The following is a 25,069-nucleotide window of genomic DNA, read 5'->3' as shown; positions in this document are numbered from 1 at the left end:
TGATGTGTCGCGCCGGCGAAAAACGTACCGAACGCGGAAGCCACCGTCGATGGTTGCCACACGCCGTCTACGGGAGTTTTCGGCCCGTTACGAGATACATAAGTACCACCCGAAGTTACGATTCGGCAGTGTTCCCGGTCCCCAACCCCGTTCGCCTCCTCATCCTCGGCATCGGGCTCGCGCTCGCCCGTCTCGGTCTCCTCGACCGCGAGCGCGCCGTCCGCATCGCCGAGCTCTCGTGGCCCCGCGTCGTCACCGGCCTCGCCCGGATGTCGAAGAACGCCGTCGACGTGGCGATGGTGGGTATCGCCTCGGGGACCGTCGCCATCACCGGCGTCGGGTTCGCCGGGCCGTACTGGGGGCTCGCCTTCGCACTCGGCGGCGGTATCGCCGGCGGAACCATCGCGCTCGTCTCCCAGCGGTTCGGCGCGGACGCGATGGACGAACTGGGGCTCGCAGTGCGGTCGAGCGCGCTCTTGACCGTCGTCGCCACGCTCCCGGTCACGGCCGTCTTCTGGCTGTTCCCTACCGAACTCATCTCCGTGCTGAGCAGCGACCAAGGGGCCATCGAACTCGGCGCGGCGTACCTCCGAATCGTCGGCCTCGGCGTCCCCTTCGCCGGCCTGAACCTCATCGGGAGCCGCGTTCTCGTCGGCAGCGACGACGCCTACACCGCGATGACGCTCCGTGCGAGCGGTGCGGTCATCAACATCGTCCTCAACGCGGTGCTCATCTTCGGCCTCGACCTCGGCGTGGAGGGGGCGGCGCTCGGAACCGTCCTCTCGAACGTCGTCGTCACCGGCGCGTTCGCGGTCGGTCTGTCGCGGGGGTCGCTCCCCGGCGTCGGCGCGTTCCCCGTCGTCATCGACCCGTTCGGCCCCTTCCTCGACACCGAGACGATACGCGACCTCGTCAAAATCGGCGTCCCCGTCATGGGTCGGAGCCTCGTCTGGACGGTCGCGGAGTTCCCGATGCTCGCCATCCTCGACAGCTTCGGACCCGACGTGGTCGCGGCGTTCGTCATCGCCCGCCGCATCTGGGGGCTCATGAACACCCCCGGCTGGGGCTTCGGGCTGGCGTCGTCGAGCCTCGTCGGGCAGGCGCTCGGCAAGGACGACGAAGGGACCGCCGAGGCCTACGGCAACGAGGTCATCCGGTTCGCCGTCGCCACGTACCTCGTCTCGGCGGCGCTCGTGGCGATATTCGCCCGCCCCATCGTCCTCGGGTTCGTCGATAACCCGGCGGACCCGGCGGTCCCCATCGCCATCGACCTCGTCTACGTCGCCTGTATCGCCGTCATCTTACAGGGCGTCTCCGGCGGCTCCGCGGGCCCGCTCGACGCCAGCGGCGACACCCGCTGGACGTTCGGCAGCCAGTTCGTCGGGATGTTCCTCGGGTCGATTCCGCTCACCTACATCGGCTCTATCACTTCGCTCGGGCTCACCGGGCTCTACTTGGCGTTCCTCGCCGAGACGACGATTCCGGCGGTGCTGAACTACTACCGGTTCAAAACCGGGACGTGGAAGGTAGTGAGTCGGGGCTACCGGCCGAAGACGGCCGCAGACGACTAAGCGAGGGGGCAGCGGACGCGTCGTTCGACTTTGTGTGTTGCGCTCAGCGCGAGGAGCCGTCGGCGTCGCGCTCGCACGCACGCGACCAGTACAAGAACCCCGCCACGGCCCACAAGAGAACGGTCCCGACCGGCCACGCGGTTCGACCGGGTTGGACCGAAAAGCCGCGGGCGACCTCCAACTGGGTCACGCCGGCGAGGGCGAGCCCGGCCGCGGTGAGCCGAACGTCCTCGCGGCCGAACAGGGCGCCCGAGAGCGCGCTTCCGAGCGCGACGAGGTAACAGGCGACGCCGACCGGCCAGACGAGGATGTAGTCCGGAAGCCCCATCGTAAAGCGCAGAAAGAAGTCGGTGATGGTCGTCACGCTCCCCGTCGCGGGGCCGACGAGGCCCCACGGGAACAGGAGCGTGTCGCTCCCGGCGGTGAACGTCTGGACGGACCACGGGACGAGACCGAGGACGAAGACGAGGAGTAGCCGGAGGCGGCGGCGCGCGGGCGACCGCGACGCCGACCGGGCCGCCGAGTCGGTCGTCACCGCTGGGCGATGATGCGGAGCACGTCCTCGTCGGCGAGGACGTGGTCGCGGCCGACCTGCTGGTCGTCGTGTTTCGCGCTCGGGCCGGAGACGCGGGCGAACCGGAACCGCTCGTCGAGTTTGGCACCGAGTTCGTGGATGGCGTCGTCGATGGTGTCGCCCTCGCGGAGGACGAGCGGTTCGTCGTAGTCGATGCCGCGGCCGGGTTTGTCCATGTAGATGCGGATGAGCCCGAGGGCGTCCCAGATTTCCTCTTTGAGCGCGTCGAGGCCCTTTTCGGCCTCGGCGCTGATGAACGTCACCTCGTCGGGGTCGAGCCCGACTTCGCGGAGGTTCTCCTCGACCGTCGGAAGGTAGTCCTTGTCGATGAGGTCGGCCTTGTTGACGGCGACGATAGACGGTAGGTACACCCGGTTTTTCATGATGCCGTCGACGAGTTCGTCGATGGTCGTCTCGCCGCGGAGCGTCACCTCGGCGTTGACGAAGCCGTGCTCGCGGAGGATGCCCTTGATGGTCTCCTCTTCGAGGTCGACGCTGTCGCTTTTGGTGACGTTGATGCCGCCTTTCCCCTTCTTGTTGATAGAGAGGTTCGGCGGTGACGTGTCGAGCCGAATCTTGTTGTTGTAAAGCTCCTGTTGCAGTCGCTCGTAGCGCTCGATTTCGAACACCGAGAGCATGAACACGACGAGGTCGGCGGTGCGGACGACAGAGAGGACCTCCTTGCCGCCGCCGCGACCGCCCGCGGCCCCTTCGATGAGGCCCGGCACGTCGAGTATCTGGATGTTCGCGCCCTTGTACTTCAGCATCCCCGGATTCACGTTGAGCGTCGTGAACTCGTACTCGCCGGTCTCGCTGTCGGCGTTGGTGAGCGCGTTGATGAGCGTCGATTTGCCGACGCTGGGGAAGCCGACGAGCGCGACCGTCGCATCGCCGGTCTTCTCGACGGCGTACCCTTGGCCGCCGCCGGCCGAACTCTGGTTTTCGAGTTTCTCTTTCAGTTCCGCGAGTTTCGCCTTCAGCCGACCGATGTGCGCCTCGGTCGACTTGTTGTACGGCGTGTTAGATATCTCCTCGCGGATATCTTCGATCTCCTCCTCCAGTCCCATCGTCAACAGTTCCGCCGCGTCCGTCGAAAAACCCTTTCCTTCCGCGCGGCGGATTCCGCCGGGGCGACGCGTCGGATATCGTGGTGGTCGCGCGTACGCGGGAAAACAAGTATCGGCACGGTTATACACGACCCCTTCGACCGCCCGATGAACACCGATGCCCGACCCCCGGACGCTTCGCGACAGCACGCAAATCGTGCTCCCCTGCGACCTCTTGGAGAGCGTGCGCGACGACCTCGAAGCGGAGTTCGTCGTCTCCGTCCACCGAGCGGACGGAGAGACGTGCCGGATTATCGGAAGCCCGGTCGAGATTCGCGCAGTCAGCGACTTCCTCGCCCGGCAGGGTATCTCTCTCCGCTAGTCTCGGTTCCGAAGGGCTTGTTACCACACAGTCCAACGGACGCGTATGGACGAAGCGCCGGGACTCTCCGACCAGTACCGCACGGCCAGTCCGTGGCCCGTGTTCATCGCGCTCGGGATACCCATCTCCGAGTTGGGTCTGTTGTTTGGCCTGTTTCCACTCGCCGTCGGCGGGCTGCTCCTGTTCGGCGGGAGCGTCGTCGGCATCCTCAAGGAGTCCGGCTACGTCACCTCGACGATTCGCGCAGTCACCGCGCTTGCGGTCATCTTCCTCGCGTTCGGCGCGGGGCTCGCGTTCACCGACATCGCCCTCGTGACCCGGGGCTACGCGGTCATCGCGGCCGCGATTCTGCTGGCGGTCGGCGGCGTCGTCTTCGAACTGTTCGTCCGCGAACAGCGACAGACGTTCTGACCACCGCGGGCGACCCACGGGGGACCCCGCGGCCGTCCCCACCCTCCTCAATCGGACGAGAAACCAACAATCTATTTGAACGGCGTCCCCGACTGTCTCGATATGGCAACCAAGACGTTCGACAAGGACACCATCCTCGACCTCACGGTCAACATGGTTCCGCTGGCCATCATCCTGTTTTTCGTGGTGGCGTTCACCTTCGTCAATCCGTTTGGGTTCGAATCGCTCACCTCGGGGCTCCAGTACACGCTCCTCATCGCGCCGTTCGTGCTCCTCGCGGCGCTCACCTACCTCTCGGGGAAGGCCATCGCCGGCTCCGAGAAGGAAGGCACCGTCTACGCGCCGGGTCGGGCGACGGTCCCCGGTGCGAAGCCGCTTCACGAAGAAGAGAGCGAGGGAGCGGCCGAACTCGAAGAATCGCCGGCTGACGACGCCGTCGAAGCCGCGGACGAGACGGCTTAAAGCACCTCGAATCGCAGGGCGGTCCCGAATCTTTCATTACCCTGCACTACTCAGGCACTTCCATGGAGGTTAACGGACAGTTAGCACTGACGGTGCTCATGGGGGTCTTCCTCATCGCCGTCGCCGCGTGGCTCGCGCGGGTCGAAGACTGGCGGTCGTACACCCCGCTCGCGGGCGGAGGCACGGTCGGTGGTACCGCAGAGCAGTACGTCTCGGAGGAGAAACCATCCGGGGTCATCCGTTGGTTGACGACGGTCGACCACAAGGACATCGGGATGCTCTACGGCGCGTACGCGCTCGTCGCGTTCGCCGTGGGGGGTCTCATGGTCGTCCTGATGCGGATTGAACTGGCGGACCCGTCGATGACGCTCATCTCGAACACGTTCTACAACTCGTTGCTCACAAGCCACGGGATTACGATGCTGTTCCTGTTCGGGACGCCCATCATCGCCGCGTTCTCGAACTACTTTATCCCGCTTCTCATCGGCGCGGACGACATGGCGTTCCCGCGTATCAACGCCATCGCCTTCTGGCTCCTGCCGCCGGCGGCGCTGCTCATCTGGGCCGGGTTCTTCCCCATCCCGGACGTCATCCCGGCGCAGACCGCCTGGACGATGTACACGCCGCTTTCGGCCGGTGTCGGCTCCGGCAACCAGATGAACGCCGGCGTCGATCTGATGCTTCTCGGCCTGCACCTCTCGGGTGTCTCGGCCACGATGGGTGCGATTAACTTCATCGCGACCATCTTCACGGAGCGCGACGAGAAGGTCTCGTGGGCGAATCTCGACATCTTCTCGTGGACGATTCTGACCCAGTCGGGTCTCATCCTCTTCGCGTTCCCGCTTCTCGGCAGCGCCATCGCGATGCTGCTTCTCGACCGGAACTTCGACACGATGTTCTTCTCGGTCGACGGCGGCGCGATTCTCTGGCAGCACCTGTTTTGGTTCTTCGGCCACCCCGAAGTGTACATCCTCGTGTTGCCCCCGATGGGCATCGTGAGCCTCGTCCTCCCGCGCTTCGCGGGGCGTCGCCTCTTCGGGTTCAAGTTCGTCGTCTACTCCACGCTCGCCATCGGCGTCCTCTCGTTCGGCGTCTGGGCGCACCACATGTTCGCGACGGGTATCGACCCCCGGCTTCGCGCCTCGTTCATGGCCGTCTCGCTGGCCATCGCGATACCGAGCGCCGTGAAGACGTTCAACTGGATTACGACGATGTGGAACGGGAAGATTCGCCTCACGACGCCGATGCTGTTCTGTATCGGCTTCGTCTCGAACTTCATCATCGGCGGCGTGACGGGCGTCTTCCTCGCGTCGATTCCGGTTGACCTCGTGCTCCACGACACCTACTACGTCGTCGGGCACTTCCACTACATCGTCATGGGAGCCATCGCCTTCGCCGGCTTCGCCGGGCTCTACTACTGGTTCCCCATCTACACCGGCCGGATGTACCAGGTCACGCTCGGTAAGTGGCACTTCTGGCTCTCGATGGTCGGGACGAACCTGACGTTCTTCGCGATGATTCTGCTCGGCTACGGCGGTATGCCGCGTCGCTACGCGACCTACCTGCCGCAGTTCGCGACGCTCCATCAGGTCGCGACGGTCGGCGCGCTCATCCTGCTCGTCGGCCAGATGATATTCGTCTGGAACTTCGTCCAGTCGTGGCTCGAAGGACGCAAGGTCGAAGACGGCGACCCGTGGGACCTCGCCGACGACGACCTCACCACCGCCGAGTGGACCTGGTTCGAGCGCAAACTGGAGACTGCCGTCACCGACGGCGGCGAAGACGAGACCGAACTCGCCACCGACGGCGGGCAGACGGTCGACGACGCGGACGCGGACGCGAACTCCGCTGACGACGCGTAATCGACGCCGCTCACCGGCGGCTCGGGTTATTTTTCGGACGCTGTTTTCGAGAGCGAGAGCGAACGCGCGCGACGACGACTGTCCGTGCTCGAAGACGGATTGTCGCTCGATGCAGTCCGTATTCGAGCGCTCGCCAGCGCCGCCGCTCGCGGGCGACGGGAGTCACGACTGGAGAGAAGCGGCCGCTCTCGGCGGCGGCGACGCGGAAAAGCGGCGGGGGCTCAGACGACGAGGAGGATGCCCGTCGCGAACATCAGTATCGCGATGGCCCCGAGCACGAGTCCGAGGATATCGGTATCCGACATACTCCGACCTTAGCGCGTGCGGCAAAAGGTGCATCGGTACGCCGGGGCCGCCGACCCGACGAGCCGAACGGAAACCCTAACAGCGTCCGCTCCCGAACGTCGGCCGTGAGTTCGAACGTCGGCGGTCACCGCTTCGTCCTCGGACTGTACGCCGCGCTCGTCGCCGTCGCCGGAGTCGCGGGCTACCTCACCGGAACGTTCGTCTCGGGCCTCAGCGCGCCTCGGTTTCTCTTCTTGGTGCCGTTTCCACCGACGCCAGCCGGCTTCGCGGCCTACGGCGCGCTGACCATCGCGCTCGTCCTCGGCGTCCCGCTCGCGCTCGTCGTCTACGTCTCGGCCGGCCTCGACGACGCGGCCTAATTCACCATTATCGTTTAGCACAAATACTAAGCCCGACGACCGGGACGTGATAGTATGTACCACGTGGTAATCGGTGTCGATGACGACGCGGAACACGCGCTCGCGTGCGTCGAAGAGGTCGCGAAACTCCCCGGCGAACCCGACGAGAAGGAGGTGACGCTCGTCCACAGCTTCACCGACAACCCGAGCGGGGCGTCGGCGACGCAGATTCACTCGGTCCGCGAGGCCGGCGAGTTCCTCGAAGACCGCGGTATCGAGTACGACGTCAACGAGTCGTCGGGCGACCCCGCGGAGGTCATCATCGAGTTCGCCGACGAGGAGGACGCGGACCTCATCGTCACCGCCGGGCGGAAGCGCTCGCCCGCGGGCAAGGCGCTGTTCGGGAGCGTCACGCAGACGGTGATTCTGAACTCCGACCGACCCGTCATGGTGACGGGGTCGACGAAGCGGAAAAGCTAGTACACCCGGTCGAGGACGGCCGCGACCTCGTCCGGGGTCTGGCGGCCGGACGCTCGTTCTCGCAGTTCGCCGTCACGAACGCACAGGAGCGTCGGCGCAGAGTCGACGTCGAACCGCCGACAGAACTCGTCGGCCGCCTCGCCGTCGATCCCCGCGGCCGCGACCCCGTCTGGGACGCGGTCGAGGATGGCGTCGAGGTCCGCTTTCATCGCGTCGCAGGGCTCACAGAAGCGTCGCCACACGAGGACGACGGCGTCCGGGTGCGCCGCGAGGTACGATTCGAAGGAGTCGTCGTCGAGTTCGTCGAGGGCGTCCGGCACCGGCGACGACGGGGTTATCTCGACGAGCAGGCCCGCCATGACCAGAAGGAGGTCCTGGTCGACCGGCACGTCGAGGAACGACTTGGCCGCGAGATAGGCCACCACGTCGGCTCTGGTGACGCCGAACTCGTCGAGTCGCGCCTCGACGTTCTCGGGGGCGACGCCGAAGAGCTCAGAGACGGTCTGGTGGAACTCCTCGGTCGAGACCGCCCCGTAGATGTCGTGATAGACGGCGAGCGTCTTCTCGAACTCCGCCGTGGTCGAGAGCGTTCCGTCGGGCGCTTCGTCGACCGCGCCGGCGGCGATGAGCGTTTCGAGCGCGGTCTCGGGGTCGGCGTCGATATCGGTCGCAGCCATCGTCAGACCCCCAGATACCGCTCGCGAGTCTCGTCGTCCTCGCGGAGTTCCTCGGCGGTCCCGTCGAAGACGATTCCCCCTTGGTCGATGACGTACGCGCGGTCCGCGAGCTTGATGGCCGCCGCGGCGTTCTGCTCGACGAGCAGGATGGTCGTGCCCGCGTCGCTGATGCGCTCGACCGCGTCCTCAACGTCCTCGATAATCTTCGGCGCGAGCCCCTCGTAGGGCTCGTCGAGGAGCAGCAGGTCCGTGTTCTGCTTCAGGGCGCGCGCGATGGCGAGCATCTGCTGTTCGCCGCCCGAAAGCGTCCCGGCGCGCTGGTCTCGCCGCTCGTCGAGTCGGGGGAACTGCTCGTAGACCTCCTCGGTCGACATCCCCTTGTGGCCGAACGACAGCGACCGGCCGAAGGTGTTCGACTTGTTGTTGACGACCTCCGCGAGGTGGAGGTTCTCGGCGACGGAGAGGTTCGGGAAGATGCGCCGCTCCTCGGGCACCAGCGAGATGCCCCGGACCGACACGTCTTCGGCGGGGACGCCCGTGATGTCGTCGTCTTTGAACCGGATACTGCCCTTCCGTACGTCGGGCGGCGTCGCGCCGGCGATACACCGGAGCGTGGTGGTCTTGCCCGCGCCGTTGCGGCCGAGGAGCGCGCATATCTCGCCCTCCTCGACGCTCATCGAGAGGTCGCGGATGATGTGGCTCTCGCCGTAGTAGGCGTCGATGGCGTCGATTTTGAGGAGGCTCATAGCTCGACACCTCCGAGGTAGGCCTCTTGGACGGCTTCGTTGCCCCGAATCTCGTCGGGGGTCCCCTCGGCGATGATGCCGCCGCGGCTGAGGACGACGATGCGGTCTGAGATGCTGAAGACGATTTCCATGTCGTGTTCGACGAGGACGAACGTGAGGCCGTGGTCGCGTTTGACCTGCTCGATGAGTTCGACCGTCGACTTCGTCTCCTCGGGAGACATGCCGGCGGTCGGTTCGTCCATGAGGAGCAGGTCGGGCTCGCTCGCGAGTGCGATACCGATTTCGAGGCGACGCTTGTCGCCGTAGGGAAGGTCGGTCGCGATAGTGTCCGCGCGGTCCAACAGCCCGACCGAGTCGAGCGTGTCGCGGGCGACGCCGTGTACGTCCGTGAGGCTGTCGCGATGTTTCAGGAACTCGAAGCCGAACGCGCCGCGCTCGGCCGCCAGCGCCGCGATTTCGGCGTTCTCCCTGACGGTGAGGTCGGGGAAGATGGAAGCGGTCTGGAACGACTTCGAGACGCCGCGTTGGACCACCTGGTGCGGTTCGAGGCCGACGATTGACTCGCCTTTGAAGCGGATGTCGCCGCTGGTGGGGTCGAGCCGTCGCGTGATGAGGTTGATGAGCGTCGACTTCCCCGCACCGTTGGGTCCGATGATGGAGACGCGCTCGTCCTCCTCGACGGTGAGGTTCACGTCGTCGGTCGCGACGAGGCCGCCGAACTCCTTGACGAGGTTCTGGGTTTCGAGGAGCGTCATCGGCCGTCACCCCCGTTTCCGGAGCGCGAGCGGACGCGGTTCGCCGCCTTCGAACCGAGGTCGACCGCGAGCTCGCGGAGGCGGGTCAGGATGCCCCACAGGCCGTCGGGGACGACCCAGACGACCACGACGAAGACGAGGCCCAAGAGGAGGTGCCAGTAGAACCCGAAGTCCCTAATGAGCACGATATCCGTGAAGGGAATCGTCAGCGCCTGGATGGTGCTGACGATGTTCTCGATGTAGAGGTAGAGGCCCACACCGAGGACCGGCCCGAACATCGAGCCCGCGCCGCCGAGGACGGTCATGACGACGATGTCGCCCGACTCCGTCCAGAACAGCGACTGGAGGGGGACGTACGCCCCGTGGATGGTAAAGAGGCTCCCGGCGATGCCGGCGAACGCGCCCGAGATGATGAACGCCATGAGCTTGTAGCGCCAGACGTTGAGGCCGACGAACTCGGCGCGCTGTTCGTTCTCTCGGATGGCGCGGAACACCATCCCGTACGGGGAGTTGAGGATGCGGTAGGCGACCGCGACCGCGCCGACGAAGAACGCGCCGACGAAGGCGTAGAGCCACGTCCCGAGGAGCATCCCGCCGACGGACGGGATGTCGGCTTCGAGGTGGATGACGCCGAGGAAACTGCCGACCTCGACGCCGGTCAGGCCGTTTTCGCCGTTGGTCAGAAACGCCAGCGGCGACGCGGCCATGTAGTAGAACATCTGGGCGAACGCCAGCGTCAGGATGGAGAAGTAGATGCCGCCGCGGCGAAGCGACAGGAAGCCGAGCACCCACGCGAGCAACACGGCGAACAGCGTCCCCGAGACGACCATCACGATGGGGTCGCCGCTGACGTTCTTAGCGACGATTCCGGCGGCGTACGCCGCGCCGCCCCAGAAGGCCGCGTGGCCGAACGAGAGCAGCCCGGTGTAGCCGAGAAGCAGGTCGAAGCCGATGGCGAAGATGCCCCAGATGAGGATGAGCGTCGCGAGGCTCTGGTAGCCCTGCAGGAACCCCGAGACGACGGGGGCGCGGGCGAAGAGGTACGGGAACACCGCGACGAGGACAGCCGTGATGCCGACGACCGTCCCCTCGCGGCCGCGGAGCTTCTCCCAACGACCGAACAGACTGCCGCCGACGAGCGCGTCTTTGGCGCTCGGGTTAGCGTCCTTCTCGCTCATGGGGCCACCTCCTCGTCGCCGAGTAGACCCTGCGGTCGCGTCAGGAGGACGAGGGCCGCGATGGCGTACAGGCCGACCTGCGACCACGCGGGCGCGAAGGAGACGAGGGCGGCGGTCGTGAGACCGAAGACGATGCCGCCGACGACCGCGCCGGCGATGCTGCCGACCCCGCCGATGACGACCGTCAGGAACGCCGGGACGAGAATGTTCGTCCCGATAGTTGGATTGACGACGTTCAGCGGGCCGCCGACGACGCCCGCCACCCCGGCGAGCGCCGCGCCGATGCCGAAGACGACGATGTACGGGCGGGTGATTTTGATGCCGAGGAGCCGGACCATCTCGGCGTCGCGGGTCCCGGCGCGGACGACGAGACCGAAGTCGGTGTACTCGACGAGCAGGTACACGAGCGCCACGAGGACGGCCGTGATGCCGATGACCCAGAGCCGCCACTGCGGGAAGTTGCCGACGATGGGCAGGGCAACCGGACCGGAGACGGGAAGCCCGGCGAACGAGCCGAACGAGAGGATTCGCTCGGGCTGTTCGAACGGCAGGCTGTTGCTACCGAACAGAACGCGGAACAGCTCCTGAACGACGATTGCGAGCCCGAACGTGACGAGAATCTGGTCGGTGTCGGGACGGTCGTAGAACGCCCGTGCGAGGTACCGCTCCATCAACAGGCCGACACCGAAGACGAAAAGCGGGACGAAGATCAGGGCGGCGAAGAAGCCGATATCGAGCCCGAAGCTCGAAAAGCCCCACTCCGCTAGCTTCCCGTTCGAAAGCGGCACGTTCAGCGCGACGAACAGCCCCGCGTAGGTGCCGACGAGGTACAGCGCGCCGTGCGCGAAGTTGACGAACTTGAGCGTCCCGAGGATGATGGAGAGACCGACCGCCAAGAGGACGTAGATGGCCCCCTGCTGAAGTCCGTTAAGCAGGATGACGAGCACGTCCGACAGAAGACTCATCGACCACCACCCCTCCGGATATTCGAGGCGTGAACTACCATGGGTATGCTAATCTTACTCATTTACGTGTGCGTGGTTGTCTGATATTAATTTTCATTAAGATAACGGTGGGGAGAGTGGCTACTCGTAGGACCCGAGTTCACACTCGGCCGCCGGCCCGGCGTCGCACGCGTAGCCGAGGTCGTCGCGGCTGGTGATGTTGACGATGTTGAAGTACGTCCCCTCGCTCTGTTCGGAGCCGGGAAGCCCTTGGACGACCGGCACGTCGCGCTGTGCCTGGTGGTCGCAGCCGCGCATCGTCTCCGCGCCCATGCCGATGTTGTCGTACTCGTAGTCTTCGAGCTGCCTGATGACCTCCGGCGGGTAGAAGGTGCCCGCGCGCTCGACGGCGGCGGCGTACTGGAGCGTCTGTGCGTACGCCAACTGCGCGGGGCCCGAGGGCGTCCGGTCGTACTCGTCTCGGAACGCTTGCGTGAACTCCTGCGACGGCGTGTTATCTATCTGCGAGTCCCACGCAACGGTGCCGTAGATGCCCTCTATCGCGCCGCCGGCCGCCTCCGCCATCGGGCGGTTGTACAGCGGAACGATGATTTCCATGTCCTCGTCGATGCCGGCGTCGATGGCCTGCTGCATGGAGTTCGCGCCGTCGAGTCCGTAGTGGTTCAAGATGAGCACGTCCGCGCCCGAGCTCTGGGCCTCCGAGAGGTACGTCGAGTAGTCGGAGGTGCCGAGCGGGGTCGCGACCGACTCCACCTGCTCCCAGCCGGCGACGTCGGTCATGAACTGCTCCATCGACGCCTGCTGGGTCTGGCCCCAGCTGTAATCGGCGTAGAGCTGATAGAACTGCAAACCCTCGCCGTAGGCGTCGCGAACGACCGGCGCGAGCGCCTGTCCCGTCATGTAGGCGTTGAACATCTCCCGGAAGGAGTAGCGGACGCAGTCCTTTCCGGTGGTGTCGTTCGAGTGCGTCAGACAGCACATGAACATGACTTTCTCGTTTTGACACAGTCCTTGGACCGCGATGGCGACCGCCGAGGACGAGCCGCCCGAAATCATAATCGCGTCGTCGCGCTGAATCATCCCCGAGGCGGACTGTCGCGCCTGGTCCGCGTCCGTGGCCGTGTCCCCGTCCACGTGGTCGATGGTGTAGCCGAGCACGCCGTCGCCGGAGAGGTCGTCGAACTGCGAGTCGACCCAACCGCCGCCCTCGTTGAGGTGCTTCACCGCGAGCTGATAGGCTCGAAGCTCGTCTTCACCCTCCGAGGCGTACGGTCCCGACTGCGGGACGTTGAATCCGAACGTGGCCGTGTCGCCCTCGATGGGGAAGTTGCCCAGCGCCGGGTAGTCGTCGCCACCATCGCCGCCGCCGTCACCGCCGTCACCGCCGTCGCCACCGCCGCCACCATCACCACCGCCGCCGTCGCCACCGCCGGTACACCCCGCCAGCCCTGCCAAGCCAGCGGTTCCGACAGCACCAGTCGCCTTTAACACGTCTCGCCTATTGAGCGGCTTGCTATCCCGTGCCATAGACACATCGGCGGATACATCGTTAATAATAGTTATGTATTGATTCCCTAATATTTGTATAATCAATCATTATAGATTGGCGGGCTCCGCAACATGATATAAGGTGTCCGTCGTCCCGACCGGCGGTCGGCTCCCGCAGTGACCACTCCGCGTCGCGGGACGTGTCACTGGCGCAAAATACGGGCCGGTGTCGGACTCGCCCCGCACAGTCGTTCGCCCCGTCAGGCGTCGAGAGCGACGAGTCCGCCGTGCAGTCCGTCTCGTCTCGAGGCACGCCGCACCAATCTCACCGCGGCGGCCCCGGCGTGAGCGGCGCGAACGGCCGGCCGACAACTATCAGAATACTAGATATATATCCCCGGATAGCACCGTTTCAATGCCATTTCCGCGCGTTCGTTGACCAGTTAATCTCGCACCGTCGTGAATGTTCGATTTATAACTAACCCCGGAACGCGCGAACACCGATGCAGCCACGCCCGTGGCACCACTATGACAGACGACACGAACGACGGATTCAGACCGACTCGGCGCTCCGTGCTCCGACTCGGCGCGATGTCGGCGCTCGGCATCGGTATCGGCATCCCCGCGGCTTCCGGTTCGGTGGCGGCGACCATGTGTCCCAAGACACCCGGCTACTGGGCGAACAACCCGGATTACAGCAGCCCCACCGACAACTGGGCGGTCCTCGGCCCGAACGGTGACACGAACTACGCCCTCCGCGGCGTCACGATGACCCACGACGAGTGGCGCGAGTTCCTCGTCGCGCCCACGAAGGGCGACAAGGCGAACATCATGGCGAAACACTACCTCGCAATCGTCCTCAACCTCCGGAACAGACCGGGCGACGACCCGGGCTGCACGAGCGACGGCGCGACCATCCAGTACGGCGACTACGCGGGCTACACCATCGAAGAGGTCAAAAACAGGGCCGGGAACTGGCTCGGTAACTCCGCGTGGTCGAACGGCGGCAAGCAAAAGAGCTGGTACGTCTCCGTCGGCGGTGACATGGTCGACGGCGAACCGCTCAAAGACACTCTCGACGCGTTCAACAACAACCCCGGGTCGCTCGGCCTCGACTGCCCCTGCAACGACCGCTGAACCGTCCCCTCCTCGAAACGAGACGCCGCGGCCGCGGTTAGGAGCTTGCTACCAGCCGAAACGCGAGCTTAACGCGGTCGTTCCTATCCTTCTCCCACCATCCGCCCTTCGTCTTCCCACTCGCGTTCGCGCAGTTCGTACTTCTGAATCTTCCCGGTCGCGGTCTTCGGCAGTTCGGCGACGAACTCGACTTCCTTCGGCACTTTGTACGTCGCGATGCGTTCCCGACAGAACGCGATGAGCGCCTCGGCGGTGACGCCCGGCGCATCGGGGTCGCCGCTCGTCGGCACGACGAACGCCTTCGGTGACTCGCCCCACTCGTCGGACGGGACGGGGATGACCGCCACGTCCGCGACCGCGTCGTGGTCGAACAGCGTGTCCTCCAGTTCGATGCTGGAGATGTTCTCGCCGCCGGAGATGATGATGTCCTTCTTGCGGTCCTGAATGCTGATGAAGCCGTTCTCGTCGACGACCGCGAGGTCGCCCATGTGGTAGTAGCCCTCCAGCCGCGCCGAGAAGGCCTCCTCGGTCTCCTCGGGTTTGTTCCAGTACTTCTCCATCACCTGGTTGCCCGCGACGACGATTTCGCCGACGGACTGGTCGTCTCTCGGCACGTCGTTTCCGTCCTCGTCGACGACGCGAACGTCGGTGCCGAGGTAGCCGATGCCCTGTTTCTTTTTCACGCCGAAGCGGTCGTCGCCGTCCGTCAGGTAGCGACCGGCCTCCGAGGTCGTGATGAGCGGGCCGGTCTCGGTGGCTCCGTAGACGTGCATGAGCCGCCAGCCGAACTCGTCTTCGACGGTCCGAATCGTCGCCTCCGGCGGGGCCGCGCCCGCGGTCGCCGCCCGGACGGGGCTCGCGCCGGTCGTCTCGACGCCCCCCTCCTCGCGGTAGTGTTTCATCAGGATGTTCAGCACCGTCGGCGCGGCGCAGAGATACGACACGTCCTCGTCGCGGATGGCGTCCAACACGGCCTCAGCCTCCACCCCGCGGGTGCAGACGTGCTTCGCGCCGTGGCCGGTAATCGCGTAGATGTGACCCCAGCCGTTGACGTGGAACATCGGGAGCGTCCAGAGATACACGTCGTCGTCCGCGATGTCCTGATGCATCGAGATGAGGTAGGCGTGAATCGTCTCGGCGCGATGAGTGCGGCAGACGCCTTTCGGGTCGCCGGTCGTCCCCGACGTGTAGTTGATGGTGATGATGTCGTCTTCGTCCATCTCTGGGCGCTCGTAGTCGGTCGACTCCGCGACCAGTTCGTCGAAGTCGAGCCACTCCCCGTCGGTCGATTCGGCGGCCTTCTCGGGGTCGTTCGTGACGAAAATCTCAGCGGGAATCTCGTCGCGGACCTCGTCTATCTTCTCGGCGAAGGCGTAGTCGGCGTAGACGGCCGTCACGTCCGCGTCGTTCAGCATGTACTCGAAGTCCGCGGGGACGAGCCGGTAGTTCAGCGGCATGTGGACCGCACCCAACTGCATCGACCCGTAGGCGGCTTCGAGGTGGTAGTGCGTGTTGGGGTCGAGCACCGCGACACGGTCGCCCTTCCCGACGCCGCGGGACTGGAGCGCCGCCGAGAAGCCGTCGGCGCGCTCCCCGAGTTCGTCGTAGGTAAAGCGCTCGCCGGTCGTCGCCACGACCGCCTCCTCGTCCCCGTAGTACCGCCGCGCGCGGTCGAGGAACTCCGTCACCAGGAGTGGTTTCTTCATACGCGGTATCCTTCACTAACGTTCAAAATAAATGTGCGGGCTGCTACCGCGGTACGCATCATTGAGAACAATTCACACACCGAGGGACAATAGCCCACGACTCGGGCCGCGAGAGACTATATTACTACACAAACTATGCAGGAAAATACCTTATTCGTGGAGTTCGTAGCGCGCGTATGGCGCTTTCAGACTACACCGGACGCTCGCCGACGGGCCGGGACGAGACCATCGTCCGCGTCGTCCCCCATCGGCTGTGGCGGCCGGGCGACGAGCGAATCGAACCGTGTACGTACAGCGGCGAGCAGATTCGGCTCTCCGAGAAGCATCTCCTCGCCGTGGTCGAACGCGACGGCGTCCGCGAGCGACGCTACTTCCGCGACGAGCCGTCGCTGTCGGCGTGGATGGAAGAAAGTCCGCGATAGGGTAGGGCCGACGGCGGCGGAACCGGCGGTTACTCGCTTTCGACCTGCCGCTGAATCGACTCGACGACTTCGGGGTTCCGAAGCGTCGTCGTGTCACCGAGTTCCTCGCCGTTCGCAATCTCTTCGAGGAGCCGACGCATAATCTTGCCAGACCGCGTCTTCGGCAGTTCCGGCGTGAACACGACCATCTCGGGGCGAGCGATGGGGCCGATGGCGTCCTCGACGCCCTCGATGATGCGCCCCCGCATCTCGTCGTCCTCGTCCTGACCCTCCTCGGTGATGACGTAGGCGTAGACGGCCTCACCTTTCACCTCGTGGTTGCCGCCGACGACCGCGGCCTCCGCGACGCCCTCGACGCCGACGATGGCCGACTCGATTTCCATCGTCCCGAGGCGGTGGCCCGAGACGTTGATGACGTCGTCCACCCGTCCGAGGATGGTGATGTAGTCGTCGCCGTCGATTTTCGCGCCGTCCTCGGGGAAGTAGACCCAGTCGTCGGGGTCGTCGCTGTCGGTGTCGGAGTACTCCTGCCAGTACTCCTGAACGAAGCGCTCGTCGTTGTTGTAGAGCGTCCGGAGCATCCCCGGCCACGGCTTGTTCACCGTGAGATAGCCCGCGCGCCCGGCGTCGACCTGCTTCCCGCTCGTGTCGACGATTTGGGCGTCGATGCCCGGCAGCGGGGGCCCGGCGGACCCGGGTTTCATCTTCTTGATTCCCGGCAGGGTCGTTATCATCATCCCGCCGGTCTCTGTCTGCCACCACGTGTCCACGACCGGACACTCCTCGTTGCCGATGTGCTTGTAGTACCACTTCCACGCGCGCGGATTGATGGGCTCGCCCACGGTGCCGAGCAGACGGAGGCTCGACAGGTCGTGCTGTTCGGGGAACCGGCTTCCCCACTTCATGAACGCGCGAATCGCCGTCGGGGCCGTGTAGAAGATGTCGACCGCGTACTTCTCGATGATGTCCCACAGGCGGTCGCGGTTGGGGAAGTCGGGCGTCCCCTCGTACATCACCGTGGTCGTCCCGAGCGCGAGCGGCCCGTAGACGATGTAGGAGTGACCCGTAATCCAGCCGATGTCGGCCGAACACCAGTAGGTGTCTTCCTTCTCGATGTCGAGCACGGCGTGCGAGGTCCACGCGGCGTACGCGAGGTAGCCGCCGGTGGTGTGTTTGACCCCCTTCGGCTGTCCCGTCGTGCCCGAGGTGTACATGAGGAACAGCATGTCCTCGGCGTCGCGCTCGACGGGGTCGACGCGCTCGCCGGCGTGCTCGTCGAGGAGGTCGTCCCAGTCGTGCTGGTTGCCCTTCAGGTCGTGGCCGAAGCCGTCGTCACCCAGTCGGTCGACGACGACCGTGGCATCGACGCCGTGGTCGACGCCGTCGAGACCCTCGTTGGCCTTGTCGAGGTGGTCGAGCGGGTCGCCGCGGCGGTAGTAGCCGTCGCAGGTGACGAGGAAGCGGGAGTCCGCGGAGTTCATCCGGGTCGCCAGCGCGTCGGCGGAGAAGCCGCCGAAGACGACCGAGTGCGGCGCGCCGATGCGGGCGCAGGCCAGCATGGCGATTGGCAGTTCCGGTATCATCGGCATGTAGAGCGTGACCACGTCGTCCTCCTCGACGCCGAGGTCGCGCAGCGCCGCCGCGAACTCGTTCACCTCGCGATACAGGTCCTGATAGGTGTACGTTCGCGTCTCGCCGTGTTCGCCCTCCCACTTGATGGCGACGCGGTTCTTGTCCCCGTTTTCGACGTGGCGGTCCACGCAGTTGTACGAGACGTTGAGTTTGCCGCCGGTGAACCACTCGTAGAACGGCGGGTTCGAGTCGTCCAGCACCTCGTCGTACTCCTCGTCCCAGTCGAGCATCTCGGCGGCCCCCTCCCAACACTCGGGCCAGTTCTCCTCGAACTCGTCGTAGACGGCCGGGTCGGAGACGTTCGCTTGCGCGACGAACTCCTCGGAGGGTTCGAACTCCTCTTGCTCGACCAGCCGTGCCTCCAGTTCGGTGTCACCGTCTGCCATAGTACGTGCTAACTACACCAATCCTCCATGATAAATCTATGTAGTCCAGTCGTCCGCGTGGGGAACTTCGGCACGGGCGGTCGCCGGGCTGTCGGTCGGTTACGCGCGTCGCCGGCGCACGTTCCGGTCAGCGAACGTTCATGTCATCCCCGACGTTTCGGGGATCGGTGGCCGCGTCGACGACCCTCACATCACGCCGATGGACTCGCGGTACGTTCCGTACTCCTCGGCGAACACGTCCATGATTTCGCCCATCGTGACGTACTCCTTGACGGCGTCGACGAGCACCGGCATGACGTTGCCGCCGTCGCGGACCGTCTCGCGGAGCTCTGAGAGCGCGGCATCGACCGCCGCGTCGTCGCGGTCGTCCTTGACGGATTCGAGGCGCGCGAGCTGTCGGTCCTGTACCTCGTCTTCGACGTGGAGCAGGTCGGGACGGGTGTCCCCCTCGGTGTCGTACTTGTTGACGCCGACGACGATTTCCTCGCCGTCTTCGACCCGCGACTGGTACTCGTAGGACGCCTCGCTAATCTCGCGGTGGTAGTAGCCCTCGTCGATGCCGGCGAGGACGCCGTCACGGACGGAGCCGTCGCCCATCTCTCGAATCTCCTCGATGTAGGCCATCGCCTCGGCCTCGATTTCGTCGGTCAGCGACTCCACGAAGAAGCTCCCGCCGAGGGGGTCGATGACGTCGGCCGCGCCGGACTCCTCGGCGATTATCTGCTGGGTGCGGAGCGCGACGGTGACGGCCTCCTCCGAGGGGAGCGCCAGCGCCTCGTCGAAGCTGTTCGTGTGGAGCGACTGCGTGCCGCCGAGGACGCCCGCGAGCGCCTGTATCGTCACGCGCACGACGTTGTTGAGCGGCTGTTGGGCCGTCAGCGACTGCCCCGCGGTCTGGGTGTGGAACTTCAACTGCGTCGAGCGTTCGTCCTCGGCGTCGTACCACTCCGACATCACGTCGTGGTAGATGCGGCGGGCGGCGCGGAACTTCGCCACCTCCTCGAAGATGGAGTTGTGGGAGTTGAAGAAAAACGACAGTTGGGGGGCGAACTCGTCCACGTCGAGGCCGCGGTCGACCGCGTCTTCGACGTAGGCGAAGCCGTCGGCGAGAGTGAAGGCGAGTTCCTGTACCGCCGTCGACCCGGCCTCGCGGATGTGGTAACCCGACACCGAGATGGGCCGGATGCGCGGGGTCTCCTCGGCGGCGAACTCGACGGTGTCGGTGACGAGTTTGAGCGACGGTTCCGGCGGAATCACCCACTCTTTCTGCGCGATGAACTCCTTGAGCATGTCGTTCTGGAAGGTCCCGCCGATTTGGTCGCGGGGGACGCCGCGGTTGTCCGCGAGCGCGACGTACATGGCGAAGACGACCGGCGCGGAGGGGTTGATGGTGAAGGAGGTCGTCACCTCGCCGATGTCGATGCCGTCGAACAGCACCTCCATGTCGCGGAGGGTGTCGACCGCGACGCCCTCCTTGCCGACCTCGCCGTCCGAAAGCGGGTCGTCGGAGTCCTTGCCCATGAGCGAGGGCATGTCGAACGCCGTCGAGAGCCCGGTCTGGCCGTTCTCGATGAGGTAGTGGAAGCGCTCGTTGGTCTCCGTGGCCGTGCCGAAGCCGGCGAACTGCCGCATCGTCCACGTCCGCCCCCGGTACATCGTGGGGTACACCCCGCGCGTGTACGGGGACTCGCCGGGGAAGCCGAGGTCCGACTCGTAGTCGAGGTCGGCCACGTCGGCGGGCGTGTAAAGGTCGTCTACCTCGTGGTTCGAGACGGTGGCGAATCGGTCTTTGCGCTCGCCGCCCTTCTCAACGAAGGGGTCGCGGGTCTCCGATTCCCACTCGTCGCGCGCCTCGCGGATAGACGCTAAATCGTCCTCGTCGTACATGTCCACCAATCCGTATGGATGATGATTAAGGATTCGGGTCGAAGTCGGCCCCGAAGGCGGTTCGCTCTCGGCCCCGGGGCTTCGACGCACAGACCATCGCACATATCACCCCCGGACCGCTTAGCACCGGCTATGCACGGCTGCGCGACAGATGCGGGATTCCCCGACGCGGCGGCTCAGCCCGCCGCAGTCCCCGAGCCCGTCGGAGTCGGGCGCTGACCGATGGCGCTTCTCACGCCCGAGACGACCCGCTGGGTCGCCGCCGCGACGGCGCTCGTCTTCGTCCTCGCGAGCGTCTCCTTCGTCGTCCCCGCCACCGGGTCCGTCTCGCCGGTCGCCTTCGACGACACGGTCAAGACCGGCGGCACGTCGGTCGACGTTCGCACGGCCGAGGTCGAGGGGTTCGAAGTCCCGCTCGCGCAGGTCCACTTCTCGCGGTACCGCTACGTCATCGGCTACTACGACGTGCGAACCGCCGCCGCCGACGTGTCCACGCCCGAGAGCGCCCGCCAGTTCGGTGACCCGCTCGCGGTGTTCGTCACCGACTACGCGACCGTCTCGCCCGACCTCGACGCCGACGGCTCCCTCCGAACCGAACACAACCGCAACCCCGGCTGGACGAAGGCGTCCGAGGCGTCGTTCGTCGTGGACTCCGGCGCGCGAGTCCCCTCCGGCCCGATTGCGGTCCCGTTTTCCGACGCCGACGCGGCGCGCTCGTTCGCGGACGCCCATGGCGGCGAGGTGGTCGGGTGGGCGACGCTCCGCGACCGCGCCGGCGACCCGCTTTCGTCCCGCCTCGACGCCTTCGAGTCGTCGGTCGCGGCCCACCACGAGTGGGCGAACCAGACCACCGCTGCGAGTGATGCGCTGTTCGACAGACCCGTTTCGACCGTCGTCGGCGAGGACGCGCCGACCGTCGAGGCGGCGGTCGAATCGGCCCCCGCGAACACGACCGTCTACGTCCCCGCGGGCACTTACTCGGTCGACGCGGTCGACCTGAACCGCTCGGTGACGCTCCGCGGTGCCGGACGCGACACGCGACTCGTCGGCGACGGCAACGGCAGCGTCGTCCACCTCCGCGCCGACCGGAGCGCGGTCGGAAACCTCTCACTCGCCGGCGTCGGCGGGGTGGGGACGCGACGAGTCCGCGCCAGCAACGAGTCCGTGGACTGGGACACCCGCGTCGAACTCGCCTACGGCCGCGGCGACGCCGGCGTCGTCCTCGACGGCGCGAACGAGTCGGCGGTCCGCGGCGTCGAAATCGACACGCCCGCGAGCGGTATCATCGCCCGCGAGAGCGCCGACAGCGTCGTCGACGGCGTGACCGTCCGCGGGGCCGACGAGCCGTCCGACGGTTTCATGGGCGTCGTCCTCATCGGCGAGCGGGCGGTCGTGCAGGACTCGACGTTCCTCGACGGCCGCGACGGCGTCTACACCCACCGCGCCGACGGCAGCGTCGTCCGCGACAACCGCATGGAAGACGGCCGCTACGGCGTCCACCAGATGTACACCTCCGAGGCGCTCGTCGCCGACAACGTCGTCCGCGGGGACCGCATCGGCGTCGTCCTCATGACCCGGCCCGTCGGCAACCTCGTCGTCGGAAACGACGTGCGCGAGTCGGACTTCGGGTTCATGCCCGCCGGGAGCGACACCTACGTCGCGGACAACGTCTTCGCCGGCAACGACTACGGCATGGACGTGAGCGGCGACCGGCAGGTGTACGTCCGAAACGTCGTCGCCGGAAACGGGGTCGGTATCCGCGGGAGTTCGACGTTCCCGACGAACGTCGTCGTCCGAAACGACATCGTCGACAACGACGTGCGCGTCGAGTCGTCGCTCGGCCCGATGCGGACGTGGACCGCCGGCGGCGAGGGCAACTACTGGGGCGACCTCCCGCTCGAAGACGCCGACGCCGACGGGGTCTACGACCGGCCGTACCAGCCCTCCGGGGCGGTCGACGCCGAACTCGGCCGCGAACCCGGCGCGCTCGCGCTCTCGGAGTCCCCCGCGATGCGCGCGCTCCGCCGCGCCCGCGACGCGGTGTCCGGCCTCCGCGGGTCCGGCGTGGTCGACGCCGCGCCCCGGACAGAGCCAGTTCGACCGGAGACGCTCGCCGCCCTGAACGCGACGGAGGAGACCGATGACTGACCGCGACCAGACACCCCCGACGACTGACGACCCAACCACGATGCCGAGTCCCGACCCCGCGACGACCGCCGAGACTGCCGAGACAGGCTCCGACGAATCGACGGGCGAAGCCGCCGTCTCGGCCTCGAACGGGCCGGCTATCGCCGCGACCGACCTCAGTCACGCCTTCGGAGACGTGGGCGTCCTCGACGGCGTCTCGCTGTCGGTCGCGCCCGGCGAAATCGTCGCGCTCGTCGGCCCCAATGGTTCGGGGAAGTCCACGCTCCTGCGGTTTCTCGCGCGAGTCCGCGCGCCCGACGAGGGGACCGTCACGGTGGACCCGACAGAGAGCGGCGGCGGCCGCGCCCGCGTGGGCTACCTCCCGCAACAGCCCGGCTTCCGCGCCGGCTTCTCCGCGGCCGACACGCTCGACTTCTACGCGCAGTTCGTGGACGAGGACGTGGACGTGGCCGGCGTGCTGGAGCGCGTCGGCCTCGTGGACGCCGCGGACCGCCGGGTGGGCGCGCTCTCCGGCGGCATGACGCGCCTCCTCGGTCTCGGGCGGGCGCTCGTCGGGGACCCGGCCGTGGTCGTCCTCGACGAGCCGGCCAGCGGCCTCGACCCCGGCATGGTCGAGCGACTGTTCGACATCGTCTCCGACCTCGCCGACGCGGGCGTCGCGGTCGTCCTCTCGTCGCACAACCTCGGCCCCGTCGAGCGGACCGCCGACCGGGTGGTCGTCCTCGACGGCGGCCGGTTCGTCGCCGACGGCGACCCGCGGGCGGTGGTCGAATCCGTCGGCGCGGCCGACCTCCAGACCGCCTTCGGCGACCTCGTGGCGACCGAGGAGGTGACGGGGAGATGAGCGACGCCGGCTCCGACGCCCTCACCGACCTGTTCGCCATCGCGGCCCGGGAGCTTCGAACGGTCGTCAGGACTCCGGCGGTCGTCGCGCTCTCGGTCGTCTTCGGGCTGACGGTCGTCGCGGTCGCGGCCGCCGGCTCCGGCGCGCGCGGCGGCTACGTCCCGCTGGTGCTGGATTTGGTCCCGTTCGTGGAGGCGCTCGTCCCGCTGCTCGCCGTCGCGCTCTGTTACCGGGCGGTGCTCTCGGACCGCGAGTCGGGCGAACTCGACGTGCTCCGCACGTTCGACGTGTCTCGCCCGGCCTACGTCGGCGGCGTCTACCTCGGCCGCGGGCTCGCGCTCGTGTTCGTCGTCTTCGGGTCGTTGCTCGCCGCGGGCGCGACCGTCCCGGTGCTCTCGCCGCCGGACCCGACGTTTCTCGCGCTGAACGAGGCCGCCGACTCGCCGGTCGCGTTCCTCCGGTTTGCCGTCCTCGCGGTGCTGTTCGCGCTCGCGGTCGCGGCCGTCGCGCTCGCCGTCTCGGCCGCCGCGCGGACCGCTCGACAGGCGATTGCGCTCGCCGTCGGTCTGGTCGTCGCCTTCGTCGTCGGTGTCGACGCCGCCGCCGTCGCCGGGCTTGCCTCGGGGACCCTCGGCATCGACGCGGTGCCACTCGCGCTCGCGGTGAGCCCGAACGGCGCGTTTCGGTCGCTCGTCCTCGGTGTCGCCGTCGAGACCGGCGGCGGCGGGTCGCCGGCCGCGGCGCTCGCGGGGCTCGTCGGCTGGGTCGTCGTCGCGCTCGCGGTCGCGGTGCTGACGGCGTGGCGACCGGTAGAATAGTGTTGTCGGCGCGAGCGCCGCGGCCGGCGCAGGCAGCGCGCGCGAAGCGGTTATCCGAAGTTCTCGACCTTCGCGCCGTCGGCGTCGCCGCCGGCGGCCTCGACGGCGTCGGTCGCGCGCGAGACGAAGTCTGCGAAGCCGTAGACGAACAGCTGTTCGCCCTCGTCGCCGGTGAGCGCGTCGGCGACGGCGTCTGCGAGGTCGGACTCGTCGCCGGTGACGACGACGCTCGCACCGTCGTCGCGGAGCGCGGAGAGCCGTTCCTCGTGGGCGGGCGCGTCGTCGAGATAGACCACGGCGGCCTCGTTACCGTCGGCGACCGCGGCCTCGGCGATGCCGACCGCGGGGCCGACGCCGGGGCCGCCCGCGAGGACGACCACGCGCGACTCGCCGTCGTAGTAGCTCTGCCCGAACGGCCCGGAAATCTCGACGTCGTCGCCGGCGGCGAGCGAGTCGAGGTGCTGGCTGAACGGCCCTGCCTCCTCGGGGTCGATGCCGACGGTCACCTCGAAGGTGTCGCCGACGCCGGGCGACGAGAGCGTGTAGAACCGCGCGTACGACTCGCCGTCGACCTCGGCGGAGAGCTTGACGAACTGACCCGGCGCGGCCTCGAAGCCGTCGGGCGTCTCGAACTCGATGGCGACCGTTCCGGGACCGACATCGCGGGCTACGGCGACGGTGACGATTGCGTCCATGCGACCGAGTTGGTCGCAGGCTCACAAGGGCCTTGTCTTCCCGGACGTGCGCGCCGGAGTCAGCCCCGAACCGTGCTGACCGTGCACATAGTGTGAACCGGAGATAATTGCCACGAGATGGTGAAACACACCTCAATTAGACATTTGGTCGAT

At 66.7% G+C, this 25,069-nt stretch carries 24 protein-coding genes; 12 read left to right on the top strand and 12 right to left on the bottom strand.

The annotated features are described in order from the left end of the window. The first annotated feature begins 128 nt into the window (after nucleotides 1-128). On the top strand, nucleotides 129-1,571 hold the full coding sequence (locus ACSR87_RS12190; protein ID WP_498530650.1) for an MATE family efflux transporter: 1,443 nt from the start codon (nucleotides 129-131) through the stop codon (nucleotides 1,569-1,571). Between the two features lie 43 nt (nucleotides 1,572-1,614). Here ACSR87_RS12190 and ACSR87_RS12185 read toward each other — a convergent pair whose 3' ends face one another. Then, entirely contained in the window at nucleotides 1,615-2,106 is a 492-nt protein-coding gene (locus ACSR87_RS12185; protein WP_498530649.1) for a TIGR04206 family protein, read from the bottom strand. Continuing rightward, nucleotides 2,103-3,212, bottom strand: a complete 1,110-nt coding sequence (locus tag ACSR87_RS12180; protein WP_498530648.1) for an OBG GTPase family GTP-binding protein — start codon at nucleotides 3,210-3,212, stop codon at nucleotides 2,103-2,105. Before ACSR87_RS12180 ends, ACSR87_RS12185 begins: the two co-directional genes overlap by 4 nt. 157 nt (nucleotides 3,213-3,369) lie before the next feature. On the opposite strand from ACSR87_RS12180, the gene ACSR87_RS12175 reads away from it, so the two are divergent. The 6 genes from ACSR87_RS12175 (at nucleotide 3,370) to ACSR87_RS12150 (ending at nucleotide 7,432) form a co-directional block, all read left to right on the top strand. Next, nucleotides 3,370-3,573: a VNG_1110C family protein gene (locus ACSR87_RS12175; protein WP_004044029.1), complete on the top strand. Its 204-nt coding sequence runs from the start codon at nucleotides 3,370-3,372 to the stop codon at nucleotides 3,571-3,573. Between the two features lie 45 nt (nucleotides 3,574-3,618). Further along, nucleotides 3,619-3,984 carry a DUF7541 family protein gene (locus ACSR87_RS12170; protein WP_498530647.1) on the top strand — a complete coding sequence of 122 codons (366 nt, stop codon included), beginning with the start codon at nucleotides 3,619-3,621 and terminating at the stop codon, nucleotides 3,982-3,984. Between the two features lie 102 nt (nucleotides 3,985-4,086). Further along, nucleotides 4,087-4,446, top strand: a complete 360-nt coding sequence (locus ACSR87_RS12165) for a DUF6684 family protein (protein WP_004064260.1) — start codon at nucleotides 4,087-4,089, stop codon at nucleotides 4,444-4,446. A 98-nt stretch (nucleotides 4,447-4,544) separates the two neighbouring features. Next, the gene (locus tag ACSR87_RS12160) at nucleotides 4,545-6,308 is read left to right on the top strand and encodes a cbb3-type cytochrome c oxidase subunit I (protein WP_008573400.1); all 1,764 of its coding nucleotides are present in this window, start codon (nucleotides 4,545-4,547) and stop codon (nucleotides 6,306-6,308) included. Between the two features lie 410 nt (nucleotides 6,309-6,718). Further along, nucleotides 6,719-6,973, top strand: coding sequence for a DUF7520 family protein (locus tag ACSR87_RS12155; RefSeq protein WP_004044033.1), 255 nt, complete (start codon nucleotides 6,719-6,721; stop codon nucleotides 6,971-6,973). A gap of 54 nt (nucleotides 6,974-7,027) precedes the next feature. Continuing rightward, nucleotides 7,028-7,432, top strand: coding sequence for a universal stress protein (locus ACSR87_RS12150; protein WP_008573395.1), 405 nt, complete (start codon nucleotides 7,028-7,030; stop codon nucleotides 7,430-7,432). On the opposite strand, the gene ACSR87_RS12145 is transcribed toward ACSR87_RS12150, so the two are convergent. The 6 genes from ACSR87_RS12145 to ACSR87_RS12120 form a co-directional block, all read right to left on the bottom strand. Then, a complete protein-coding gene (locus ACSR87_RS12145) occupies nucleotides 7,429-8,109 on the bottom strand; it encodes a thioredoxin family protein (RefSeq protein WP_498530646.1) in 681 nt (226 codons plus the stop codon). The genes ACSR87_RS12150 and ACSR87_RS12145 overlap by 4 nt on opposite strands. A gap of 2 nt (nucleotides 8,110-8,111) precedes the next feature. Then, a complete protein-coding gene (locus ACSR87_RS12140) occupies nucleotides 8,112-8,855 on the bottom strand; it encodes an ABC transporter ATP-binding protein (RefSeq protein WP_498530645.1) in 744 nt (247 codons plus the stop codon). After that, nucleotides 8,852-9,610, bottom strand: a complete 759-nt coding sequence (locus ACSR87_RS12135; protein ID WP_498530644.1) for an ABC transporter ATP-binding protein — start codon at nucleotides 9,608-9,610, stop codon at nucleotides 8,852-8,854. Before ACSR87_RS12135 ends, ACSR87_RS12140 begins: the two co-directional genes overlap by 4 nt. Next, the gene (locus ACSR87_RS12130) at nucleotides 9,607-10,788 is read right to left on the bottom strand and encodes a branched-chain amino acid ABC transporter permease (RefSeq protein WP_008573387.1); all 1,182 of its coding nucleotides are present in this window, start codon (nucleotides 10,786-10,788) and stop codon (nucleotides 9,607-9,609) included. The genes ACSR87_RS12135 and ACSR87_RS12130 overlap by 4 nt, the downstream gene beginning before the upstream one ends. Continuing rightward, nucleotides 10,785-11,753 (bottom strand): branched-chain amino acid ABC transporter permease, encoded by a 969-nt coding sequence (locus ACSR87_RS12125; RefSeq protein WP_008573385.1) that lies wholly within the window; start codon nucleotides 11,751-11,753, stop codon nucleotides 10,785-10,787. Before ACSR87_RS12125 ends, ACSR87_RS12130 begins: the two co-directional genes overlap by 4 nt. Nucleotides 11,754-11,873: 120 nt before the next feature. Continuing rightward, on the bottom strand, nucleotides 11,874-13,208 hold the full coding sequence (locus ACSR87_RS12120; RefSeq protein WP_498531063.1) for a substrate-binding protein: 1,335 nt from the start codon (nucleotides 13,206-13,208) through the stop codon (nucleotides 11,874-11,876). Between the two features lie 561 nt (nucleotides 13,209-13,769). On the opposite strand from ACSR87_RS12120, the gene ACSR87_RS12115 reads away from it, so the two are divergent. Continuing rightward, nucleotides 13,770-14,378, top strand: coding sequence for a Tat pathway signal protein (locus ACSR87_RS12115; RefSeq protein WP_498530643.1), 609 nt, complete (start codon nucleotides 13,770-13,772; stop codon nucleotides 14,376-14,378). Between the two features lie 83 nt (nucleotides 14,379-14,461). Here ACSR87_RS12115 and ACSR87_RS12110 read toward each other — a convergent pair whose 3' ends face one another. Beyond that, nucleotides 14,462-16,084, bottom strand: coding sequence for a long-chain-fatty-acid--CoA ligase (locus ACSR87_RS12110; RefSeq protein ID WP_498530642.1), 1,623 nt, complete (start codon nucleotides 16,082-16,084; stop codon nucleotides 14,462-14,464). A 176-nt stretch (nucleotides 16,085-16,260) separates the two neighbouring features. Between ACSR87_RS12110 and ACSR87_RS12105 the strand changes: the two genes are divergently transcribed. Next, nucleotides 16,261-16,506, top strand: a complete 246-nt coding sequence (locus ACSR87_RS12105) for a hypothetical protein (RefSeq protein WP_498530641.1) — start codon at nucleotides 16,261-16,263, stop codon at nucleotides 16,504-16,506. Between the two features lie 29 nt (nucleotides 16,507-16,535). Here ACSR87_RS12105 and acs read toward each other — a convergent pair whose 3' ends face one another. Both acs and ACSR87_RS12095 read right to left on the bottom strand, forming a co-directional pair. Beyond that, nucleotides 16,536-18,524 (bottom strand): acetate--CoA ligase, encoded by a 1,989-nt coding sequence (gene acs / locus ACSR87_RS12100; RefSeq protein ID WP_498530640.1) that lies wholly within the window; start codon nucleotides 18,522-18,524, stop codon nucleotides 16,536-16,538. A gap of 186 nt (nucleotides 18,525-18,710) precedes the next feature. Then, the gene (locus ACSR87_RS12095; protein ID WP_498530639.1) at nucleotides 18,711-20,411 is read right to left on the bottom strand and encodes an acyl-CoA mutase large subunit family protein; all 1,701 of its coding nucleotides are present in this window, start codon (nucleotides 20,409-20,411) and stop codon (nucleotides 18,711-18,713) included. Nucleotides 20,412-20,633: 222 nt separating this feature from the next. Between ACSR87_RS12095 and ACSR87_RS12090 the strand changes: the two genes are divergently transcribed. From ACSR87_RS12090 to ACSR87_RS12080, 3 genes are read left to right on the top strand one after another with little or no spacing between them, the layout of a single operon-like run. Continuing rightward, on the top strand, nucleotides 20,634-22,559 hold the full coding sequence (locus ACSR87_RS12090) for a NosD domain-containing protein (RefSeq protein ID WP_498530638.1): 1,926 nt from the start codon (nucleotides 20,634-20,636) through the stop codon (nucleotides 22,557-22,559). Next, complete coding sequence (locus tag ACSR87_RS12085) at nucleotides 22,552-23,403, top strand: ABC transporter ATP-binding protein (RefSeq protein ID WP_498530637.1); 852 nt, start codon at nucleotides 22,552-22,554, stop codon at nucleotides 23,401-23,403. The genes ACSR87_RS12090 and ACSR87_RS12085 overlap by 8 nt, the downstream gene beginning before the upstream one ends. Next, entirely contained in the window at nucleotides 23,400-24,221 is an 822-nt protein-coding gene (locus ACSR87_RS12080; RefSeq protein WP_498530636.1) for an ABC transporter permease, read from the top strand. The genes ACSR87_RS12085 and ACSR87_RS12080 overlap by 4 nt, the downstream gene beginning before the upstream one ends. A 50-nt stretch (nucleotides 24,222-24,271) precedes the next feature. Here ACSR87_RS12080 and ACSR87_RS12075 read toward each other — a convergent pair whose 3' ends face one another. Continuing rightward, nucleotides 24,272-24,916, bottom strand: a complete 645-nt coding sequence (locus tag ACSR87_RS12075) for an FAD-dependent oxidoreductase (protein WP_498530635.1) — start codon at nucleotides 24,914-24,916, stop codon at nucleotides 24,272-24,274. Between the last annotated feature and the right edge of the window lie 153 nt (nucleotides 24,917-25,069).

The sequence above is a fragment of the Haloferax sp. SDI50 genome, assembly GCF_059802635.1.
The sequence above is the reverse complement of the archived record's forward strand: the minus strand, read 5'-3'. Positions and strand labels throughout refer to the sequence as shown.

Excerpts from the sequence above, each read along its gene's own strand:
- ACSR87_RS12180 (WP_498530648.1), bottom strand. The coding sequence starts at position 3,212 with ATGGGACTGGAGGAGGAGATCGAAGATATCCGCGAGGAGATATCTAAC.
- ACSR87_RS12165 (WP_004064260.1), top strand. The coding sequence starts at position 4,087 with ATGGCAACCAAGACGTTCGACAAGGACACCATCCTCGACCTCACGGTC.
- ACSR87_RS12125 (WP_008573385.1), bottom strand. The coding sequence starts at position 11,753 with ATGAGTCTTCTGTCGGACGTGCTCGTCATCCTGCTTAACGGACTTCAG.
- ACSR87_RS12105 (WP_498530641.1), top strand. The coding sequence starts at position 16,261 with ATGGCGCTTTCAGACTACACCGGACGCTCGCCGACGGGCCGGGACGAG.
- ACSR87_RS12110 (WP_498530642.1), bottom strand. The coding sequence starts at position 16,084 with ATGAAGAAACCACTCCTGGTGACGGAGTTCCTCGACCGCGCGCGGCGG.
- ACSR87_RS12130 (WP_008573387.1), bottom strand. The coding sequence starts at position 10,788 with ATGAGCGAGAAGGACGCTAACCCGAGCGCCAAAGACGCGCTCGTCGGC.
- ACSR87_RS12150 (WP_008573395.1), top strand. The coding sequence starts at position 7,028 with ATGTACCACGTGGTAATCGGTGTCGATGACGACGCGGAACACGCGCTC.
- ACSR87_RS12135 (WP_498530644.1), bottom strand. The coding sequence starts at position 9,610 with ATGACGCTCCTCGAAACCCAGAACCTCGTCAAGGAGTTCGGCGGCCTC.
- ACSR87_RS12115 (WP_498530643.1), top strand. The coding sequence starts at position 13,770 with ATGACAGACGACACGAACGACGGATTCAGACCGACTCGGCGCTCCGTG.
- ACSR87_RS12170 (WP_498530647.1), top strand. The coding sequence starts at position 3,619 with ATGGACGAAGCGCCGGGACTCTCCGACCAGTACCGCACGGCCAGTCCG.
- ACSR87_RS12160 (WP_008573400.1), top strand. The coding sequence starts at position 4,545 with ATGGGGGTCTTCCTCATCGCCGTCGCCGCGTGGCTCGCGCGGGTCGAA.
- acs (WP_498530640.1), bottom strand. The coding sequence starts at position 18,524 with ATGGCAGACGGTGACACCGAACTGGAGGCACGGCTGGTCGAGCAAGAG.
- ACSR87_RS12140 (WP_498530645.1), bottom strand. The coding sequence starts at position 8,855 with ATGAGCCTCCTCAAAATCGACGCCATCGACGCCTACTACGGCGAGAGC.
- ACSR87_RS12095 (WP_498530639.1), bottom strand. The coding sequence starts at position 20,411 with ATGTACGACGAGGACGATTTAGCGTCTATCCGCGAGGCGCGCGACGAG.
- ACSR87_RS12075 (WP_498530635.1), bottom strand. The coding sequence starts at position 24,916 with ATGGACGCAATCGTCACCGTCGCCGTAGCCCGCGATGTCGGTCCCGGA.
- ACSR87_RS12145 (WP_498530646.1), bottom strand. The coding sequence starts at position 8,109 with ATGGCTGCGACCGATATCGACGCCGACCCCGAGACCGCGCTCGAAACG.
- ACSR87_RS12080 (WP_498530636.1), top strand. The coding sequence starts at position 23,400 with ATGAGCGACGCCGGCTCCGACGCCCTCACCGACCTGTTCGCCATCGCG.
- ACSR87_RS12175 (WP_004044029.1), top strand. The coding sequence starts at position 3,370 with ATGCCCGACCCCCGGACGCTTCGCGACAGCACGCAAATCGTGCTCCCC.
- ACSR87_RS12090 (WP_498530638.1), top strand. The coding sequence starts at position 20,634 with ATGGCGCTTCTCACGCCCGAGACGACCCGCTGGGTCGCCGCCGCGACG.
- ACSR87_RS12085 (WP_498530637.1), top strand. The coding sequence starts at position 22,552 with ATGACTGACCGCGACCAGACACCCCCGACGACTGACGACCCAACCACG.